Source organism: Conexibacter stalactiti (genome assembly GCF_033542075.1).
Classification (GTDB): domain Bacteria; phylum Actinomycetota; class Thermoleophilia; order Solirubrobacterales; family Solirubrobacteraceae; genus Conexibacter; species Conexibacter stalactiti.
In genome coordinates, this window is sequence record NZ_JAWSTH010000058.1 from 19,671 (window position 1) to 38,520 (window position 18,850).

The window sequence follows — 18,850 nt, forward strand, 5'->3', positions numbered from 1 at the left end:
CGGAGGCAGGGGCGACTCGCCGCTCAGAACGCTGTCAGCAGGTCGGGCGAGTGGAACGTCAGGTCGAGCGGGCATGTGCGATGCAGCGAAAGGCGCAGCGCCTGCTCGGGCGTGAGGAAGACGTCACGCTCGTGACCACATGTCGTGCAGGCGCAGCGCGCACGACGATCGTACCGCCCGCCGTCGAGCGACCACCGTACGGCCGAGGAGAGGCAGACCGGGCAGGCGAGCGCGGCCGCCACCAGGGCGCCGCTGTCAGCCGGGTAGAAGTGGGCGGTCTCACACGGCATGCGTGCGAGGTTCCTCCCCGTTCGCCAGGCAGGGAACCCGGCGCGCGGCTATTACCCCCCGTTTCGGGGGGACTACGCCGCGGCGGGGATCTCGTAGCGCCGCCGCAGCTCGTAGAGCGTGGTGCGCTCGGCGGCCGGGCGGCCGGCGGCGTGGGCGGCGGCGACGAGCTGATCGGGGTCGAGCTTGGTGCCGTGCTGGCTGCCGGCGAGGCGGCTGATCGACTCCTCCATCAGCGTCCCGCCGAGGTCGTTGACGCCCCAGCGCAGCGCCTCGGTCGCCGACTCCAGCCCCATCTTGACCCAGCTCGCCTGCACGTTGCGGATCGTCCGCCCGAGCGCGAGCCGGAAGACGGCCGTGTGCTTGAGGTTGTCCTCGCGGGAGATCTCCTCGACGCCGTGGGTGCGGCCGAGCAGCGTCTGGAAGGGGATGAAGGAGAGCGGCACGAACTCCGTGATGCCGCCGGTCCGCTCCTGCAGCTCGCGGATCACGCGCATGTGCTCGGCCAGCTCCCACGGCTCCTCGATGTGGCCGAACATCACCGTGCTGGTGGAGCGCAGGCCGGCGTTGTGGCTGGCCTCGATCACCTCGACCCAGCGCGCGACCGGCAGCTTGTTCGGGCTGATCCGCTCCCGCACGCCGTCATGCAGCACCTCCGCGGCCGTGCCCGGCGTGGAGCCGAGGCCGGCGTCACGCAGACGGGCGAAGATCTCGCTCAGCGGCAGCCCGCCGGAGATGTCCTGCATGTGCGCGATCTCCATCGGCGAGTAGGCGTGCAGATGGATCTCGGGCGCGACGCGCTTGGCGACCCGCAGCCATCTGAGGTACTCGTCGAACTCCCAGTCCGGGTGGATCCCCGACTGGATGCACAGCTCGGTCGCGCCGTAGTCGAGCGCGTCGTGGATCCGCTGCACGAACTCGGCCTCGTCGTGCTGGTAGGCGTCGGGCGAGCGTCTGCCCTGGCCGAAGCCGCAGAAGGCGCAGCCGACGGTGCAGACGTTGGAGATGTTGATGTTGCGGTTGACGACGAACGTGACGAGATCGCCGGCCAGCTCGGCACGCAGCTCGTCGGCCGCCTCGCGGATCTCCTGCACCGCCTCCGGGCGCGTCTCGGCGAACAGCGCCGTCAGCTCGTGCTCGCTCAGCGCCTTGCCGTCGCGGCCCTTCTCGATCGCAGGCCCGACGAGCTCTCTGTTGATCGCGAACGGCGGATCCGTACGGCCGGAACCGCGCCTGGGGATGAAGCTCCAGTACTTCAGCTTCACGACGTCGAGGACGCCCTGCGACATCCACTCCTGGTCGATGTACTGCGGGTAGACGCAGAGCCGCTCGGTCAGCGCGATCCCGTCTCTCTGCAGTCTCTTGCGGACCTGATGCGGGCTCGGGAAGGGATGCTCGGGGCTGATGTGGTCGCCGTTGGCGGAGAGACCGCCGAGGTCGGTCGCGCCGGCCGCCAGCAGCTCGTCCCACCAGTCGGCGAGGTTCGGCGGGATCTGGATGCCGACGTCGGGCATCAGCCGGCGGGTCTCCTGCACGAGCCGCTTCATGTCCGCGACGGTGACCGGGGTCGCCCAGCTCGGCAGCGGCAGCTCGGGGCGGCCGTCGGCGACGCCGGTGCGCCAGTACGCGCGTGCCGACTCGTCCGCGATCGCGCCGACGTCTCTGCCGTAGTAGCGATCGTGCGGGACGAAGTTCTGGAGGATGATCTCCTGGATGTGGCCGTACTCGGCGTGGACCGCCGCGAGCGCCTCCAGCGACGCGACGCGTTCCTCCTCCGTCTCGCCGATGCCGACGAGGATGCCGCTGGTGAAGGGGATTCTGAGCGCGCCGGCGTCCTTGATCGTCTGCAGGCGCACCTGCGGATGCTTCGTCGGCGAGCCGGCGTGGACGGTCTCCATCAGCCGCTCGGAGATCGACTCCAGCATCAGCCCCTGGGAGGCGGTCACCTCGCGCAGGCGGCCGAGGTCTCTGCGGTCGAGCACGCCAAGGTTGGTGTGCGGCAGCAGGCCGCGCTCCAGCGCTCGCTCGCAGGCCCACACGACGTAGGCGGTGAAGTCCTCGTGGCCGTACTCGACCAGTCTTCTGGCGACGAGCGGGTTGACCTCCGGCTTCTCGCCGGTCAGGACGAGCAGCTCCTTGACGTTGCGCCGCGCCGCTCCGTCGATGATCGCCTCGACCTCGTCGGGCGTGTGCAGATGCGCCTGGTGGGTCGAGAACGCGCAGTACTTGCAGTAGCACTGGCACGAGCGCGACAGCGAGAGCGTCAGATTGCGGCTGAAGGTGACCCGGCGCGCCATTCGCGTGCAGTGTAGAACGCCCCCGCCGCGAACAGTTCCATCGACGCCGAACTCGCGCCGCGCGGGCGCTCGCTCAGGACAGCGTCCAACCTCCATCGATCAGGACCGGGGTCCCGTGGATGAACGACGCCTCGGCGCTCGCGAGGTAGAGCGCGAGGTTGGCGATCTCCTCGGGCTCCGCCCAGCGGCCGGCCGGCGTGGCGGCGATCTGCGCGTCGACGTGCGCGTTGGCCTCCGAGGGCACGCGCAGCGAGGCGGTCATCTCGGTCGCGACGGCGCCCGGGCAGATCGCGTTGACGCGCACGCCGTCGCGGCCGTAGTCGAACGCGAGCTGCTTCGTCAGCCCCAGCAGCCCGTGCTTGGAAGCGGTGTACGCGGCGCCGCCGCCGCCGGCGACGAACGACGAGATCGAGGCGGTGTTGACGATCGCGCCGCCGCCGCGCTCGGCCATGTGCGGTGCGATGCGACGCGCGAGCAGGAACGGGCCGGTCAAGTTGACCGACAGCACCCGCTGCCAGAGGTCGAGCGAGGTCTCGTGCGCGGGCGCGTAGCCGTCGAGCACGCCGGCGTTGTTGCAGAGCACGTCGAGGCCGCCGGTGCGCGCGATCGCCTGCTCGACGGCGGCGTCGACCGCCGCGCCGTCGGTCACGTCGACGGCGAGCGCGAAGCTGTCGCGTCCACCCCTCTCGGCGGACATCGCCGCGACGGTCTGCTCCGCCGCCTCAGCGCGCACGTCGACCGCCACGACCTGTGCGCCCTCGCGCTGGAAGGCGCGCGCCATCGCTCGGCCCATGCCGGAGCCCGCGCCCGTGATGAGCGCGGCCTTGCCCTCGAATCGCATCTTCTCTCCTCGGTCGGGGGCGACGTTCACCCCTCGCATCTCGTCCAGCCGCATTGTACACTTGCCCGCGACGCCGACGGAGATTCTTCGTCGAACGTCGATCTCGATTGCACAATCCCAGGGGATCCAAGATGCCGCCACCGCGCAAGACCGAGGAGGGCCCGCCGGCCGACGCAACCCATGTCGCGCTGCGAGACGTCGGCGCGCGGCTGCGGCGCGACCGCGAGGCGCGCGGCGTCGGCGTGCGCGAGCTCGCCCGCCGCATCGGCGTCTCCCCCAGCCTCATCTCGGCGATCGAGCTGGGCAAGGCGAATCCGTCGATCGGCACGCTCTACCAGATCGTCGACGAGCTCGGACTGTCCGTCGACGAGCTGATGCGCGAGGGCGGCGGAGACGCGGCGCTCGCGGGCGGCGCGAGCGCGGGCTCCGGCGGCGCCGTCGTCGGCGGCCGCGAACCGGTCGTGCAGCGCGCCGGCGACGGCGGCGACGGCGCGGTCGAAGGGGCCCTGCTGCGCGCGCATGCGCTCGTCGATGCGCCGCTCGGCCACGAGCGCGACGACCCGGTCCAGCGCGTCGACTCGCGCTCCTCGGTCAACCTGCCCGGCGTCAGATGGGAGCGACTCACCGCTCACGACGACGCCGCCGTCGACTTCCTCTACGTGACCTACGAGGTCGGCGCGGAGTCGTGCCCCGAGGACAACCTGATGCGGCACGGCGGCTACGAGTACGGCCTGATCCTCGAAGGGCGGCTCGGCATCCGCATCGGCTTCCGCAGCTTCGAGCTCGGCCCCGGCGACTCGATCTCGTTCGACTCGATGGAGCCGCACCGCTTCTGGACGCTCGGCGACGAGCCGAGCCGCTCGGTCTGGCTGGTCGTGCGGCGGCGCAACGACCCGCGCATGGCCGATCAGAGCTTCGACTAGCGGACGGCCGCGGCCCGCTCAGCCCTCCAGCAGGGCGCGCACCGCGGCCGCGATCCCGTCCGCGTCCGGCAGCACCGCCGCTTCGAGCTGCGGGGCGTACGGGACCGGGCTCGCGAGCGCGCCGAGCCGGCGGATCGGCCCCTCCACGTCGTAGCGCAGCCGCTCGTCGATGCGGGCGGCGATCTCGGCGCCGGGCCCGAAGGCCGTGACGGCCTCGTGCACGACCAGCGCGCGACCGGTCTTCAGCACGCTCTGCACGACCGTCTCGAGGTCGAGCGGGACGAGCGTACGCAGGTCGACCAACTCGAGGTCGACGCCGGCAAGCGGTCCGTCATCGGCGCAGGCGCGCACGACCTCGTCGACCATCCGCCCCCACGCGACGACAGTCGCCGCCGTGCCCGCGCGCACGATCCGCGCGCGCCCGGGCGGCAGTGGCGCGCGGCTGTCGAAGTCCTCGGCGCGGCGGTTGTACAGGCGGCGGTTCTCGACGACGACCACAGGGCCGTCGTCGCGCACGGCGGCGCGCAGCAGGTCGTAGGCGTCGCGCGCGTCGCCCGGCAGGAAGACCTTCAGCCCCGGCACGTGCGCGAGCACGGCTTCGAGGCTCTGCGAGTGCTGGGCGCCGCTGGAGCGGCCGCCGCCCGTCTGCGTGCGGAAGACGATCGGCATCCGCACGCCGCCCGCGGTCATGTACGGCAGCTTCGCCGCCTGGTTGACGATCGGGTCGAGGCAGACGGTCAGGAAGTCCATGTACATGATCTCGACGACCGGGCGCAGCCCCGCCATCGCGGCACCGACGGCCGCCCCGAGCACGCCGGCCTCGGCGATCGGGGTGTCGATCACGCGCGCGGGCCCGAAGCGCTCGTGCAGCCCGCGCGTGGCGCCGTAGGCGCCGCCGGCCGCACCGACGTCGACGCCGAGCACGACGACGTCGTCGTCGGCCGCCAGCTCGTCCCCGAGCGCCCGTGCGACGGCCTCGACGTAGCGCGGCGGGCGCGTCGCCTCCCTGTCACCCACCGACGTGCTCCAGCGCGCTCTCCAGCGGCGGCGGCGGGGCGGCCAGCGCCGCGGCGACGGCCGCGTCCATCTCCTCCTCCGCGGCGGCGCGGGCGGCGTCGAGCGCACCCTCCTCGCCGCGCTCGCGCAGCGCCCGGCGCGCGACCTCCAACGGGTCGCGTTCCAGCCACGCGGCCGTCTCGGCCTCGTCGCGGTAGGCGGCCGGATCGCCTTCGTAGTGCCCGTGGTGGCGGTAGGTCATCGCCTCCAGCAGCCGCGGGCCGCCGCCGGCGCGCGTCGCCGCGACCGCCTCCGCCGCCGCGCCGCGCACGGCGACCGCGTCGTTGCCGTCGACCCGCTCGGCGGCCGCGAGGCCGTAGCCGAGCGCCCGCTCCAGCAGCGGCGCGCCGCGCCACATCGCCTCGCTGTCGGTGAACTCGGCGAAGCGGTTGTTCTCGATCACGAAGACGACCGGCGCCTCCCACAGCACCGCGAGCGTCAACGCCTCGTGGAAGGCGCCCGAATGGACCGTCCCCTCGCCCGCGAACGCGACCGCGATCGCGCCGCTGCGGCGCAGCTTGGCGGCCAGCGCGGCCCCGACCGCGATCGGGATCCCGGCGCCGACGATCCCGTTGGCGCCGAGCACGCCGACGGACGGGTCGGCGATGTGCATCGAGCCGCCCTTGCCGCCGCAGGTGCCGGTCGCCCGGCCGAACAGCTCGGCCATCATCGCGCCGGCGTCCGCCCCCTTCGCGAGGCAGTGACCGTGGCCGCGATGGGTCGTCGTGATCATGTCGCGCCGCTCGAGCGCCCCGCAGATGCCGGCCGCGACCGCCTCCTGGCCGATCGAGACGTGCACGAAGCCGGGAATGCGCCCGTCGCGGAAGGCGCGCGCGACGCGCTCCTCGAAGGCGCGGATCCGCGCCATCGTCGTCACGTCCGCGAGCAGCTCGGCGCTCATGCGAGCGCCTCGCGGAGACGGAACTTCTGCACCTTGCCGCTCGACGTCTTCGGCAGTTCCGCGACCAGCTCGAGCCGCTCGGGCAGCTTCTGGTTGGCGACCTCACGGGCGCGCAGGAAGGCGACCAGCTCCGGCAGCGTCAGCTCGCCGTCGGCGACGACGACCGCGCAGGCGCGCTCGCCGAGGACCGCGTCGGGGTAGCCGACGACCGCGACCTCGCGCACCGCGGGATGCTCGAACAGCAGGTCCTCGACCTCCTTGGCGCTGATGTTCTCGCCGCCGCGCACGATGACGTCCTTCGCACGCCCGGCGATCCGCACGCAGCCCTCGTCGTCGATCACCGCGACGTCGCCGGTGCGGAACCAGCCGTCGCGGTCGAACGCGGCCGCGTTGAGCGCCGGGTCGAGGTAGCCGAGGCACAGCTCCGGCCCGCGCACCTGCAGCAGGCCGCGCACCCCGGCCCCGACCGGTCTCCCCTGCTCGTCGACGACGCGCGCCTCGCCGCCGCCGATCGGCCGCCCGTCGGTGTCGGCGTGGCAGTGCTCGGGCGCGTCGATCGCGCTGCCGGTCACGGCCGGGCACTCGGTCGAGCCGTACAGCCGCGAGGCGCGGATCCCGAGCGTGCGGCTGGCGCTGCGGATCAGCTCCGGCGGCACGTCGGCGCCGCCGCAGCCGAAGACGCGCAACGACGAGAGGTCGCGCCGCGGCAGCGACGGCGAGCCGGCGAGCCCGTGCAGGAACGGCGTCGCGCCGATCACGACGCTGCAGCGCTCGCGCTCGATCAGCTGCAGCGCGCGCTCCGCGTCCCAGACGTCCTGCAGCACGACGCGCGTGCCGAGCAGGAACGGCAGCTGGAGGCCATAGACGAGCCCCGTCACGTGCGTCACCGGCGAGGGCATCAGGACGCGGTCACGCGCGTCGAGCGCGTACAGCCGCGCGATCGAGCGGCTCTCGTAGAGCGCCGTCTCGTGCGTGTGCAGGACGCCCTTCGGATCGGCTTCGGTGCCGGAGGTGTAGAGCAGCAGCGCGGGATCGGAGGGCGCGTGCGCGATCGGCGGCGCGGCCGCGACGGCACCCCCGCGACCGCTCGCACCGAGCGAGTCGGCGTAGGTGACGGTCCCGGCCGGCGCCTCGCCGCGCACGACGACGACGTGCTCGAGCGTGTCGAGCTCGTCGCGCAGCGCGGCCGCCATCGCGGCATGGTCGAAGCCGCGGAAGACGCCCGGGACGACGAGCACCTTCGCGCGCGACTGGCGCGCGATGAAGCGCACCTCGCGCGCGCGGTAGATCGGCACGATCGCGTTCGAGACCGCGCCCAGCCGCAGCGTCGCATGATGGACGACGGCGGCCTCCAGCCAGTTCGGCAGCTGGAAGGAGACGACGTCGCCGCGCTGCACGCCGAGCGCGTGCAGCGCGCCGGCCGCCTGCTCGACCAGCCGCGCCAGCTCGCCGTACGTGACACGGCGCTCGCCGTCGACGAGCGCGACGCGCGTGGGCCAGGCCGCCGCGCCCTCGCGCACGAGCGCGTCGAGCAGGCGGCCCTCCCACAAGCCCTCCGCCGTGTAGCGCCGCGCCTGCGGCGAGCGCCGTGTCACCGCGACCGCCATCGCTCAGGCGGCCGTCGCGATCTGGACCTTGACGTGGTTGGCGGTGTCGCGCGCGGCGTCGAGCGCCTCCAGCGCCCGCTCCAGCGGCAGCACCTCCGTCACGACCGGGGCCAGGTCGAGCCCCGACGCCGCCAGGAAGCGAATCGTCTCGGGCCAGATCCCGGGCGCGCCGATCACGCCCGCGACGCGCAGCCCCTTGCGCTGGATCAGCCCCAGCTCGACCGCGGGGCTGTCCGTCACGTTGATGCCGACGTGGACGACACGGCCGCCCTGCGCGGCCAGCGCGTACGCCGAGGCGAGCGCCGGCGCCGCGCCGGAGGCCTCGATCACGACCTCGAAGCCGCGCCCGGCGGTGCCCTCCGCGACCCACTCCGCGAGCCCGCCGCCACGCGGATCGATCGCGCGCCGCGCGCCGAGCCGCTCCCCGGCCGCACGGCGCGCCGGCTGCGGCTCGACGAGGTCGACGGTCGCACCCTGCGCCGCGCAGGCGGCGACGCACAGCAGACCGATCGGCCCGCCCCCGAGCACCACCACGCGGTCGCTGGCGTCGACGCCGCCGGCGCTCTTCGTCGCCTGGTAGGCGACGGAGAACGGCTCGACGAGCGCGCCCTGCTCCCACGTCAGCCCGGCGGGCAGCTTGTGCAGCCATTCCGGTCGCGCCTTGAAGTACTCCGCTCCGGCGCCGCTGATCGAGAAGCCGAAGTGGTCCTCCCCGATCACGCTCTCGCCGACGACGCGGTCGCCGGGTGCGAGCCCGCGCACGTCCGGCCCCGTCTCCACGACCTCCCCGGCCCACTCGTGGCCGGGGACGATCGGGTAGGTGACGGGGATGATGTAGCGGCCTTCGAGCAGCTCGAAGTCGGAGTGGCAGACGCCGAGGCGCTCGAGCCGGACGAGCACCTCGTCCGGCCCGATCGCGGGCGCCTCGCGGTCCTCCACGACGACGGCCTCGTGCGGCCGCTGGAACACGAGCGCGCGCATGCTCTACGCCGCGATCGGCTCAGCCGCGCCGACGAGCCGCGCGCTCAGCCACTCGGCGGTCTTCGCGGCCGGGATGTCGAGCGCGCTGCGCTCCGAATAGAGCGTCATGTGCTTGGTCTGCGGCACGACGAACAGCTCCTTCTCGGCCGTCGCGAGCTGGTTGTACGCCTCGATCTCCTTGTCCCACAGCGTCAGGTCGTCGTCGTCGGCGACGACCATCAGCGTCGGCGTGTCGAGGATCCGCGACAGGTACGGGAAGACCGAGTAGGACAGCAGCAGCTCGGTCGACTCGGTCGTGTTCCAGTGCTCGTGCGCGGGCGCCTCGTTGGCCTTCAGGTCGTTGAAGGCCTCGTACGTCTCCGGGAACGGCCAGGTGCAGACCTCCTCGCCGACCCTCGTCGTCGACATCGCGATCGTGCCGTGCTCGCCGGTCTCGAAGCGCTTGACGCGATCGCTCTCGATCGCCTCGCGCAGCTTGCGGAAGCCGACCGTGCCGTGCACGCGGCGCATGTTCTCCCAGCCGTCGACGACCGGGATGTTCGACACGATCGCTCTGACGCGGCGGTCGGTCGCGCCGACGACCAGCACGTGGCCGCCGCTGTAGGAGATGCCCCAGATCGCGAGCCGCTCGGGATCGAGCTCCGGCTGCTTGGTCGCGAACGTGATCGCGTTCTTGTAGTCCTCGATCTGTCTGTTGGGGTCGATGTGCTGGCGCGGCAGCCCGTCGCTCGACCCCAGGTGGCGGTAGTCGAAGATCAGCGCCGCCATGCCGGCGTTGACGAGGTGCTCCGCGTAGTGCGGTTGCACCAGCTCCTTCACGTAGCACCAGCCCCCCGCCATGACGACGACCGGGTGCGGTCCCTCGCCCTCCGGCAGGATGAGCCATCCGCGGACGGTCTCGCCGCCGCTGGTGAACTCGATGTCTCGCCGCATGCTGCTCCCTTCAGGTGTCCAGATAGCGGGCACGGCTCAGGCCACCGGTTCGGCCTGCATCGTCGCCCAGTAGTTGTGGAGCCCACGCATGTGGGCTCCGCCGTCGACGTTCAAGGTCACGCCCGTCACCCAGCCGGCATCCGCGGATGCGAGCAGCGCGACGGCGTTGGCGATGTCCTGCGGCTCGCCGGGCCGCCCGAGCGGGGTGCGGGCGACGAACTCCTCGCCCATCCGCCCGTCCATGAAGCCGCCCTCCGACATCGGGGTGCGGGTGAGGCCGGGCGCGACCGCGTTGACGCGGATCCCGTGCGGGGCGAACTCCAGCGCCGCGACCTTCGTGAACTGGCTGACCGCCGCCTTCGCCGCGCAGTAGGCGGCGAGGCCCTCGGTCGCCGCCGTCGCGTTGAGCGACGAGGTGTTGACGATCGCGCCCGGCAGACCGGCGTCGATCGCGCGCCGCGCGAAGACCTTCGTGCCGAGGAAGACGCCCTTCGTGCAGACCGCGAAGATGCGGTCCCAGTCGTCGACGGGCAGGTCGACGATCGGGGCCATGCTCGCCCAGCCGGCGTTGTTGGCGATGATCTGCGGGACGCCGAAGCGCTCGCTCGCCGCGTCGAGCGCCGCCTCCATGTCGGCTTCCTCCGCGACGCTGCCGGCGAACGCCGCGACGCGACCGCTGGCGCCCGCCGCGGCGCCGAGCTGCTGCGCGGCGGCCTCCACGCCGTCGCCGTTGAGGTCGACGAGCAGCACGCTCGCGCCCTCGTCAAGCAGCCGCCGCGCGATCGCGAGGCCGATGCCCTGCGCGCCGCCGGTGACGACTGCGGAGTGACCGATCAACTGCATCTCTCTCTGCCTCCTCTTGGATGGGACGGGGTTCGGTTCCGGATCTCGCACGGCGTCCTCAGACCGCCGCCGGAGCCGTTGCCGCGGCGCGTCGGCGGGCGACCGAGAAGGTCCCGGCCGCAACCAGCGTCAGCAGGCCGATGAGCCAGTAGACCCACGGCGGCGTGAGACCGAGGAAGGTCGTCGCCGTCGTCGCGCACTGCACGAGCACGGCGCCCAGCAGCGCGCCGAGGAACGAGCCGCGACCGCCGAAGATCGAGGCGCCGCCGAGCACCACCGCGGTGATGCTGGAGAGCGTGAACGTGCTGCCGGCGGTCGAGTCGCCGATCCCCACCTGCGCCATCAGCAGGAGCGCGCCGAGGAAGGTCAGCGACGAGCAGCCGGCGTAGGCGAGCAGGTTCATCCGCTCCACGCGCGCGCCGAGCGCGTGCGCGGCCTCCGCGTCGGAGCCGACCGCCCGCAGCTCCAAGCCCAGGCGCGTGCGCCGCAGGCCGTACTCGAGCAGCAGCGCCAGCCCGACCGCGACGAGGAAGGCGATCGGGACGAACCCGACCGTCGTCCCCAGCGCCGTCGCGACGCCCGTGTCGATCACGCCGTCGGGCGTCTCGCGCAGCAGCAGCCCGAGCCCCTGCAGCATCGTGAACGTGACCAACGTCGCGATCACGGGCGACATGCCGATCCAGCGCGCGAGCGCGAAGTTCACGACGCCGACCGCTGCGCAAGCGCCGAACATCGCGGCGAAGCCGAGCAGCGTGCCGCCGGCGCCGACGCCCTCGGTCACGAAGAACGAGCCGACGACGACGGCGAAGCCGGCCAGCGGCCCGACCGACAGGTCGATCCCGCCGATCAGCATCGCCATCTGCTGGCCGAGCGCGATGAACGCGAGCACGGTCAGCAGCGTCAGCATCCCCGACAGCGAGATGCTCGACAGGTAGGCGTCGTCCTTCATCCCGGTCACGACCAGCAGCGCGATCGTCAGCAGGGCGAGCACGACGCTCGGCGCGTAGTCGCCCGAGAGGAACCGCCGCGTGCGCTCGCTGCGCGCGCCGGCGGCGGCGCGCTGCGCGTGCCGGCGCTGGGAGGTGGAGCGCAGCGCCGCGCCGGTGATCGCGTCCTCGCTCAGCTGCGCCCCGCTCAGCTCGCGCACCACGTGACCGCGCGAGAAGATCAGCACGCGGTCGCACAAGCCGGCCAGCTCGAGCGCGTCCGAGGAGCGCACCACGACCGGTGTGCCGTCGCGCGCGGCGTCGCGCAGGATCGCGTAGATCTGCGCCCGCGCGCCGACGTCGACGCCGTTGGTCGGCTGGTCGGCGAGCAGCAGCCGCGGCCGCGTCAGCAGCGCCCGCGCGAGCGCGACCTTCTGCTGGTTGCCGCCGGAGAGCGACTGCACCGGCGTCTCCAGCGAGGCGGCGCGGACGTCGAGCGCGCGCGTCTGCTCCTGCACCGCGACGCGCTCCCGCGCGCGCTGCACGAAGCCGGCCGGGGCGAAGCGCGTCAGCGCCGCGACGGCGGCGTTCTCGCGCACCGACAGGGGCATCAGCAGCCCCTCGCCATGGCGGTCGTCGGAGACGTAGGCGATCCCTCCGCTCGCCGCCCGCACCGGGCCGCGCACGTCGGCCCGCTCGCCGCCGAGCTCGATCTCGCCGCTGGACGGATGCAGGCCGGCGAGCGCGCGGATGAACTCGTGCTGCCCGTTGCCGTCGACGCCCGCGAGGCCGATCACCTCGCCGCGGCGGACCTGCAGGTCGACGTCCTCGAAGCTCGGCGAGCCCGAGAAGCCGCGCAGCGACAGCGCGACCGGCGCCGCGTCGGGGACCGGCTCGCGCTCGGGGAAGGCGGCCTCCAGGTCGCCGCCGACGATCAGCGCGACGATCTCGTCCTCTTCGACGTCGTCGGCGACGAAGGTGCCGCGCGTGCGACCGTCGCGCAGGACGGTGAGGCGGTCGGAGATCGCCTTCACCTCTTGCAGGCGGTGGCTGATGTAGACGATGCCGGTGCCGGCCGCGGCCAGCTCGCGGACCTTCTCGAACAGCAGCTCGACCTCGTGCGCGCGCAGCGGCTCCGTCGGCTCGTCGAGGATCAGCGCCCGCGGTCTCAGCGCGAGCGCCTTCGACAGCTCGACGAGGTGACGCTCGGTCACCGACAGGTCGCCGACGCGCCGCAGCGGGTCGATCTCGGCCTCCATCGCGGCGAGCTTCTCGCGCGCGAAGGCAGCCGCCCGCCGCAGGGGCGGACGGTGGCCCTTCGGCATCGCGAAGGCGAGGTTCTCCGCGACGGTCAGGTCAGGCAGCAGCGCCGGGTGCTGGTAGACGACCGCCAGCCCGGCCTGCGCGGCGAGCGCCGGCGAGGGCTCGTCGAGCCGCACGCCGGCGATCTCGACGCTGCCCTCGTCGGGCCGTTGCGCGCCGGCGGCGATCGCCATCAGCGTCGACTTGCCCGCGCCGTTCTCGCCGACGACCGCGTGGACCTCGCCGGGCGCCAGCTCGAAGCTGACGCCGTCGAGGGCGACGACGCCGGGGAAGCGCTTCGTGATCCCCTCCAGGCGCATGGCCATCGGCGCGCTCATCAGTTGAACGCCTCCAGCTGCTCCTCGACCGGGAGTCTCGAGGACCAGAAGAAGTCCGGCGGGAGTCTCGGGTCGCATCTGGGCGCCTGCTCGCCGCCCGCGAGCGAGTCGTCGTTGAGCGGGATGTCCAGCAGCGACGGATCGTCGTTGGGGACCTCCTGCGCCGCCGCGATCGCCTTCGCCAGTGCCACGCGCGTGATCCACGGGCGCGAGGACATCGAGCCGATCTCCATCTCGGGGCTCGTTCTCTTGTTTCTCTCGTACATGCACGAGAACTCGTTGCCGTCGCTGCCGGTGAAGACGGGCAGCGGCTTGCCGGCGCTGAGGAAGGCGCGCATGCCGGCGGCGGCACCGGAGCCGTAGTCGGACATGACGGCGTCGATGTCGCCGTACTTGGTCAGCAGGCCGCCGACGATTCTCGGGTACTGCGCGACGTCCCAGTTGGTGTCGACGACGCGGTCGCCGAGCACTCTGATGCCGGGCTCCTCGTCGAAGACGGCCTTCGCGCCCTCGAACTCCTCGGCGCTCTGCGTGTTGCCGGGCGTGCCGCCGAGGAAGACGACGTTGCCTCTGCCTCTGAGCGCGCGGACGACGAACTGGGCCATCTGTCTGCCGTCGTTGACCGAGCTCTGCCCGACGAAGTCGACGTAGTCCTTGCCCGCCGTCCCGCCCGGGTTCGCGACCGTCGGGACGACCTTGACGCCGCGCTGGGTCGCCGCGCGGATCGCCGGCAGCATCGCCTTCGAGTTGACGTTCGGGAAGACGACGAGCGCGTCGACGCCCTGCGCGACGAGGCTCTGGATGTCGGAGATCGCCTTCTGCGCGTTGTTCTGACCGTCGGCGTAGAGGACCTTCTCGATGTTCGGGCATTCGGCCGCGGCCGCCTCGAACTCCTTCTTGGCGACGTTGTACCAGGTGTTCCCGGCGAAGCCGAACGCGACGCCGACGGTGATCGGTCTGTCACCGCAGAAGTCGGTGATCGGGCTCAGCTGATCGGGCGTTCCCTGCTTGCCGACGGCGGCTGAGCCGCCGTCTCCGGTGGTCGAGCCGGAGCCGGCGGTCGAGCCGCCGCCTCCGCCCGAGCCGCCGGTCGACGAGCCGCAGCCGGCCAGCAGCGCCAGCAGCAGCGCGATCGCCGCGGTCGTGACGACACGCGTCTTGGTCACCTTGCACTCCTCCTTGGGGGGGTCGAGGTCGCGGCGGCGACCGCGGGCGTCGGGCCGGCGGCGTCCGCGCCCGACCGCGTGGCCGCGGGGCGGCGCCGGCGGAGCGGGACGCGGCGCAGGCCGACGCCGGCGGCGATGATCGCGCCGCTGATGAGGTACTGCACGGCGGTGGGTGCGCCCATCGAGAGGACCAGCTGGTTGAGCTGGCTGAGGAAGAGGGCGCCGAGCGCGCTCGCGACGACGTTGCCGCGGCCGCCCGTGAGGGCCGTGCCGCCGAGCACGACGGCCGCGACCGACTGCAGCAGGTAGGCGTCGCCTCCGCTGATGCCGGGCGTCTTGACGTACCCGGCGAGCATCACGCCCGCGAGCGCGTACGCGAGCGAGGCGGCGACGTATGCGGCGAAGCGGTGACGCGGCACCGCGATGCCGGCCGCGCGGGAGCCGCGGGGGCTGACGCCGACCGCTTCGAAGCGCCGTCCGACGACCGTCTTCTTGACGACGAGGTAGACGGCGACGATCAGCGGCAGCGCGATCAGAACGGTGTTGGGAATCCCGAGCGTGCGATCGAGCGCGACGTCGGTCAGCCCGTCGGGGGCCGCGCCGGTCGAGCCGCCGGAGATCTGCTGGACGACGCCGAGCAGCAGCGAGTTGACGCCGAGCGTGGCGACGATCGGCGGGATCCCGAGGAAGCTGACGAGCGCGCCGTTGAGCAGCCCGACCGCGAGCGCGGCGGCGAGCACGAGCAGGAGCGCGGAGACGATTCGCCCGTCGTCGCCGCCGGCGTGGACGGTGACGATCACCGACGCCAGCGAGATCGAGCCGGCGACCGACAGGTCGATGCCGCCCTGCTGGATCACAAGGGTCTGCCCGAGCGCGGCGATCGCGAGCACCGCCGCGAACGGCAGCATCGTCAGCAGGGACGTGCGGTCGAGGCTGTCCGCCGCCAGCAGCGGACTGATCGCGAACAGGATCGCGGTCGCGATGACGATGCCGATTGCGGGCGAACGGGTCAGTGACGACAGGGGCGACCGGGCCGACGGCGCCGGTCTCTCCTGCGTCAGCGACCCGTGCCGGTCGCTGCTCTCCTCCATTGGACGACCATAACATGGCATTGCACGGTTGTGCAATATCTTTGGACACCCCACTGCACAGGAGGAGAGCGATGATCAGCTTCGCCGTCACACCGGAGCAGCAGCAGCTCGTCGAGCGCGTCCGCGCATTCGTGCGCGACGACGTGCTGCCGGCCGACGCGCAGGTCGACCACGCCGGCCAGCTCGCGGGACGCTGGGAGCTGGTCGAGTCGCTGCGCGAGCGCGCGCGGGCACGCGGGATCTGGGCCCCGCACCTGCCGGCCGAGTGGGGCGGCCTCGGCCTCGGCCAGGTCTCGATGGCGCTGGTGCACCAGGAATGCGGCGTCAGCCAGCTCGCCTCGCTGGGACTCGGCGCGATGGCGCCGGACGAGGGCAACATGCACACGCTGCTCGCCGCCGCGACGCCCGCGCAGCAGGAGCGCTGGCTGCGGCCGCTGGCGGAGGGACGCGTGCGCTCCTGCTTCGCGATGACCGAGCCCGACGTCGCCTCCTCGGACCCGCGCAACCTGCGCACGCGCGCCACGCGCGACGGCGGCGACTGGGTGCTGAACGGACGCAAGTGGTTCATCACCGGCGCCGACGGCGCGGCCTTCGCGATCGTCGTCGCGCGCACCGCGCCGCCCGAGCAGCAGCGCCGCGCCTACTCGCTGTTCGTCGTGCCGACCGACACGCCGGGCTGGACGCTCGTGCGAGACCCGCGGACGATCGGCGCCCACTTCGTCGGCGGCCACTGCGAGATCGAGTTGCGCGACGTGCGCGTGCCGGCCGACGCGCTGCTGGGCGAGGAGGGCGCCGGCCTGCGGATCGCTCAGCTGCGGCTGGCGGGAGGCCGGCTGGCGCACGCGATGCGCTGGATCGGGGCGACCCAGGCGGCGCTCGACCTGACCTGCGAGCGGGCGCTGGAGCGGACCGCGTTCGGCCGTCCGCTGTCCGAGCAGGGCGCGATCGAGACCTTTCTCGCCGACTCCGCGATCGACCTCTCGGCGGCCCGGCTGCTGGTGCTGCACGCGGCCTGGAAGGTCGAGCAGGACCTCCCCCATCGTCAGGAGGTCGCGATCGCCAAGACGTTCGTCGCGGAGGCGTTCGGCCGTGTGCTCGACCGCGCCGTGCAGGTCTTCGGCTCGCACGGGATCGCGACCGATGCCCCGATCGCCCGCTGGTGGGTCGACGCCCGCGCCGCGCGCATCTACGACGGCGCCAGCGAGGTGCACCGCATGACGATCGCGCGCGAGCTGCTCGGGCTCGCGCGCGAAGGCAGAACCACCGCCCCCGCGTGCGGAGCGCTGTCGTGAGCGGCGGTCTCGCCGCCGATGACGTCGCCGCCACCTGGGCGCACGCCGGCGGTCCCGGACGCCGCCCGCCGCTCGTCGTGCTCGACACGCTGGCGGCCTTCCTCGACGCGCACGCGATCGGCGAGCCCGGTGCCCTGCTGCGGATCGCGCCGCTCGGTGACGGGCACTCGAACGTGACGTTGACCGTGCAGCGGGGTGCGACGCGCGTCGTGCTGCGGCGCCCACCGCGCGGCGAGCTGCCGCCGAGCGCGCACGACGTCCTGCGCGAAGCGGACATCCTGCGCGCGCTCGCGGGCACCGGGGTGCCGGTCCCCGCGGTGCTCGCGACCAGTGACGACCGCGCGGTGATCGGCGTGCCGTTCGTCGTGCTGGCGGAGATCGACGGGGTCGCGATCGGCGACGCGGTGCCGGCCGCGCTCGACGATCCGGCGCAGCGGCGCCGCATCGGCCTCGCCTTCGTCGACGCGCTCGCCGCGGTCCACGCCGTCGACTGGCGCGCAACGGCGCTCGCCGGCTCCGCCCGCCCCGACGGCTACCTGGCGCGGCAGCTGCGCCGCTTCGGCGCGCTGTGGGAGCGGCAGCGGACGCGCTCGCTGCCGGAGATGGAGGCGGTCGCGACATGGCTGGAGCGCGAGCTGCCGCCGTCCGGTCCGCCCGCGATCGTGCACGGCGACGCGCGCCTCGGCAACGCGCTGTTCGCGGTTGACGCTCCGGCGCGGCTGGTCGCGCTGCTCGACTGGGAGATGGCGACGATCGGCGATCCGCTCGCCGACCTCGGCTACCTCTGCGCGCAGTGGGTCGACCCCGGCGAGCCGATCGACGGCATGGCCGCGCTCTCCGCCGTGACCGCGCAGCCCGGATTCCCTCGCCGCGACGAGCTGGTCGCCCGCTACGCCGAGCGCAGCGGCCGCTCGCTGGAGCAGCTGCGCTGGTACGTCGTGCTCGCGCTGTGGAAGTCGGCTGTCTTCATGGAGGGCAACTACGCCCGCGCGCTCGCGGGCGACAGCGACGACCCGTTCCTGCGCGGCTTCGGCGCCGGCGTGCCCGACCTCGCGCGGCGCGCGCTGGCGCTGACCGAGGGCGCCGTCGACGTGACGGAGCCGGCGCGATGAGCGGCGCATCTGACGCGAAGGCAGGCGCGTCTGACGCGAACCGCGGCGCGTCCGGCGCAAAGGACGGCGCGTCTGACGCAGATCGCGGCGCATCCGCCGCAAACCATCGCGCGCTCGCCGGCCGCGTCGCGCTCGTGACCGGCGCCGGACGGGGCATCGGGCGGGCGATCGCCTGTGCGCTGGCGCAGGCCGGCGCCGACGTCGCGCTCAGCGCGCGCACGCAGGCGCAGCTCGACGCCGTCGCGGAGGAGATCCGCGCGCGCCACGGCGTCCGCGCGATCGCTCTGCCGGCCGATGTCACCGACGCGACCGCCGTCGACGCACTGATGGCGGAGGTGGGCGAGCGCCTGGGCGGCCTCGACGTGCTCGTCAACAACGCCGGCGGCGCCCGCTCGGTCGGCGGCGTCGAGCAGTTGAGCGCCGACCGCGTGCTGCGCGGAATCGAGCTGAACCTGCTGTCCGTTCACCACACACTGCGCGCGGCGGCCCCCCTGCTGCTGGCGCGGCCGGGCACGGCGGTCGCGATCAACGTCGTCTCGATCGCTGCCAGCCGCGGGCTGGAGCGGATGGGCTACTACTCGGCCGCGAAGGCCGGCGTCGTCGGCCTCTCGCGATCGGCCGCGCGCGAGTGGGGACCGCGCGGCGTGCGCGTCGTCTGCCTCGCGCCCGGCTGGGTCGAGACCGACCTGACCGGCGCGCTGCGCGAGGACGAGGCGTTCGTGCGCGAGACGACGCGGCAGATCCCGCTCGGTCGCTGGGCCGCTCCCGAAGACGTCGCGGGCGCAGCCGTCTTCCTCGCCTCCGACGCCGCCCGCTACGTGACGGGCACGACGCTGCACGTCGACGGCGGCATGTTGGCGTAGGCGCCGGGCGGCAAGCGGCGGGCGGCGGGCGGCAAGCGCCGGGCGCCAAGCGGCGGGCGGCGGGCGGCAAGCGGCGGGCGCGCGACCGGC

16 protein-coding genes are annotated in these 18,850 nt (G+C 73.4%); 4 read left to right on the forward strand and 12 right to left on the reverse strand.

Annotated elements, in window-relative coordinates; translation table 11 throughout:
- Positions 1-23: 23 nt before the first annotated feature.
- The 3 genes from R7226_RS19475 to R7226_RS19485 all read right to left on the reverse strand — a co-directional run bounded on the left by R7226_RS19475 (position 24) and on the right by R7226_RS19485 (position 3,426).
- A complete protein-coding gene (locus tag R7226_RS19475; protein WP_318598953.1) occupies positions 24-290 on the reverse strand; it encodes a hypothetical protein in 267 nt (88 codons plus the stop codon).
- Between the two features lie 72 nt (positions 291-362).
- Positions 363-2,585 (reverse strand): 5-amino-6-(D-ribitylamino)uracil--L-tyrosine 4-hydroxyphenyl transferase CofH, encoded by a 2,223-nt coding sequence (gene cofH, locus R7226_RS19480; RefSeq protein WP_318598955.1) that lies wholly within the window; start codon positions 2,583-2,585, stop codon positions 363-365.
- Between the two features lie 73 nt (positions 2,586-2,658).
- The gene (locus R7226_RS19485) at positions 2,659-3,426 is read right to left on the reverse strand and encodes an SDR family NAD(P)-dependent oxidoreductase (RefSeq protein WP_318598958.1); all 768 of its coding nucleotides are present in this window, start codon (positions 3,424-3,426) and stop codon (positions 2,659-2,661) included.
- Positions 3,427-3,557: 131 nt separating this feature from the next.
- Here R7226_RS19485 and R7226_RS19490 point away from each other — a divergent pair, with 131 nt between their 5' ends.
- On the forward strand, positions 3,558-4,349 hold the full coding sequence (locus tag R7226_RS19490) for a helix-turn-helix domain-containing protein (protein WP_318598961.1): 792 nt from the start codon (positions 3,558-3,560) through the stop codon (positions 4,347-4,349).
- An 18-nt stretch (positions 4,350-4,367) separates the two neighbouring features.
- On the opposite strand, the gene R7226_RS19495 is transcribed toward R7226_RS19490, so the two are convergent.
- The 9 genes from R7226_RS19495 to R7226_RS19535 are packed head-to-tail and all read right to left on the reverse strand — an operon-like array spanning position 4,368 to position 15,493.
- Positions 4,368-5,366, reverse strand: coding sequence for an alpha-ketoacid dehydrogenase subunit beta (locus R7226_RS19495; protein WP_318598963.1), 999 nt, complete (start codon positions 5,364-5,366; stop codon positions 4,368-4,370).
- Positions 5,359-6,306: a thiamine pyrophosphate-dependent dehydrogenase E1 component subunit alpha gene (locus R7226_RS19500; RefSeq protein WP_318598965.1), complete on the reverse strand. Its 948-nt coding sequence runs from the start codon at positions 6,304-6,306 to the stop codon at positions 5,359-5,361. Before R7226_RS19500 ends, R7226_RS19495 begins: the two co-directional genes overlap by 8 nt.
- On the reverse strand, positions 6,303-7,901 hold the full coding sequence (locus R7226_RS19505; protein ID WP_318598967.1) for an AMP-binding protein: 1,599 nt from the start codon (positions 7,899-7,901) through the stop codon (positions 6,303-6,305). Before R7226_RS19505 ends, R7226_RS19500 begins: the two co-directional genes overlap by 4 nt.
- 15 nt (positions 7,902-7,916) lie before the next feature.
- Positions 7,917-8,894: a zinc-dependent alcohol dehydrogenase gene (locus R7226_RS19510; protein WP_318598969.1), complete on the reverse strand. Its 978-nt coding sequence runs from the start codon at positions 8,892-8,894 to the stop codon at positions 7,917-7,919.
- Between the two features lie 3 nt (positions 8,895-8,897).
- Positions 8,898-9,827, reverse strand: a complete 930-nt coding sequence (locus tag R7226_RS19515) for an alpha/beta hydrolase (protein ID WP_318598971.1) — start codon at positions 9,825-9,827, stop codon at positions 8,898-8,900.
- Between the two features lie 36 nt (positions 9,828-9,863).
- Positions 9,864-10,670: an SDR family NAD(P)-dependent oxidoreductase gene (locus tag R7226_RS19520; RefSeq protein ID WP_318598973.1), complete on the reverse strand. Its 807-nt coding sequence runs from the start codon at positions 10,668-10,670 to the stop codon at positions 9,864-9,866.
- Between the two features lie 58 nt (positions 10,671-10,728).
- Positions 10,729-13,236, reverse strand: a complete 2,508-nt coding sequence (locus R7226_RS19525; protein WP_318598975.1) for an ATP-binding cassette domain-containing protein — start codon at positions 13,234-13,236, stop codon at positions 10,729-10,731.
- Positions 13,236-14,402, reverse strand: coding sequence for a substrate-binding domain-containing protein (locus R7226_RS19530; protein ID WP_318598977.1), 1,167 nt, complete (start codon positions 14,400-14,402; stop codon positions 13,236-13,238). The genes R7226_RS19525 and R7226_RS19530 overlap by 1 nt, the downstream gene beginning before the upstream one ends.
- On the reverse strand, positions 14,399-15,493 hold the full coding sequence (locus tag R7226_RS19535; RefSeq protein WP_318598979.1) for an ABC transporter permease: 1,095 nt from the start codon (positions 15,491-15,493) through the stop codon (positions 14,399-14,401). The genes R7226_RS19530 and R7226_RS19535 overlap by 4 nt, the downstream gene beginning before the upstream one ends.
- Positions 15,494-15,564: 71 nt before the next feature.
- On the opposite strand from R7226_RS19535, the gene R7226_RS19540 reads away from it, so the two are divergent.
- Genes R7226_RS19540 through R7226_RS19550 form a run of 3 tightly spaced genes read left to right on the forward strand, consistent with a single transcriptional unit; the run spans position 15,565 to position 18,760 of the window.
- A complete protein-coding gene (locus R7226_RS19540; RefSeq protein ID WP_318598981.1) occupies positions 15,565-16,785 on the forward strand; it encodes an acyl-CoA dehydrogenase family protein in 1,221 nt (406 codons plus the stop codon).
- Positions 16,782-17,897: a phosphotransferase family protein gene (locus tag R7226_RS19545; RefSeq protein ID WP_318598983.1), complete on the forward strand. Its 1,116-nt coding sequence runs from the start codon at positions 16,782-16,784 to the stop codon at positions 17,895-17,897. Before R7226_RS19540 ends, R7226_RS19545 begins: the two co-directional genes overlap by 4 nt.
- A complete protein-coding gene (locus tag R7226_RS19550; RefSeq protein WP_318598985.1) occupies positions 17,894-18,760 on the forward strand; it encodes an SDR family NAD(P)-dependent oxidoreductase in 867 nt (288 codons plus the stop codon). Before R7226_RS19545 ends, R7226_RS19550 begins: the two co-directional genes overlap by 4 nt.
- The last annotated feature ends 90 nt before the right edge of the window (positions 18,761-18,850 follow it).

Coding starts and splice junctions, on each gene's coding strand:
- R7226_RS19520 (WP_318598973.1), bottom strand. CDS start 10,670: ATGCAGTTGATCGGTCACTCCGCAGTCGTCACCGGCGGCGCGCAGGGC.
- R7226_RS19490 (WP_318598961.1), top strand. CDS start 3,558: ATGCCGCCACCGCGCAAGACCGAGGAGGGCCCGCCGGCCGACGCAACC.
- R7226_RS19475 (WP_318598953.1), bottom strand. CDS start 290: ATGCCGTGTGAGACCGCCCACTTCTACCCGGCTGACAGCGGCGCCCTG.
- cofH (WP_318598955.1), bottom strand. CDS start 2,585: ATGGCGCGCCGGGTCACCTTCAGCCGCAATCTGACGCTCTCGCTGTCG.
- R7226_RS19500 (WP_318598965.1), bottom strand. CDS start 6,306: ATGAGCGCCGAGCTGCTCGCGGACGTGACGACGATGGCGCGGATCCGC.
- R7226_RS19510 (WP_318598969.1), bottom strand. CDS start 8,894: ATGCGCGCGCTCGTGTTCCAGCGGCCGCACGAGGCCGTCGTCGTGGAG.
- R7226_RS19525 (WP_318598975.1), bottom strand. CDS start 13,236: ATGAGCGCGCCGATGGCCATGCGCCTGGAGGGGATCACGAAGCGCTTC.
- R7226_RS19550 (WP_318598985.1), top strand. CDS start 17,894: ATGAGCGGCGCATCTGACGCGAAGGCAGGCGCGTCTGACGCGAACCGC.
- R7226_RS19485 (WP_318598958.1), bottom strand. CDS start 3,426: ATGCGATTCGAGGGCAAGGCCGCGCTCATCACGGGCGCGGGCTCCGGC.
- R7226_RS19515 (WP_318598971.1), bottom strand. CDS start 9,827: ATGCGGCGAGACATCGAGTTCACCAGCGGCGGCGAGACCGTCCGCGGA.
- R7226_RS19540 (WP_318598981.1), top strand. CDS start 15,565: ATGATCAGCTTCGCCGTCACACCGGAGCAGCAGCAGCTCGTCGAGCGC.
- R7226_RS19535 (WP_318598979.1), bottom strand. CDS start 15,493: ATGGAGGAGAGCAGCGACCGGCACGGGTCGCTGACGCAGGAGAGACCG.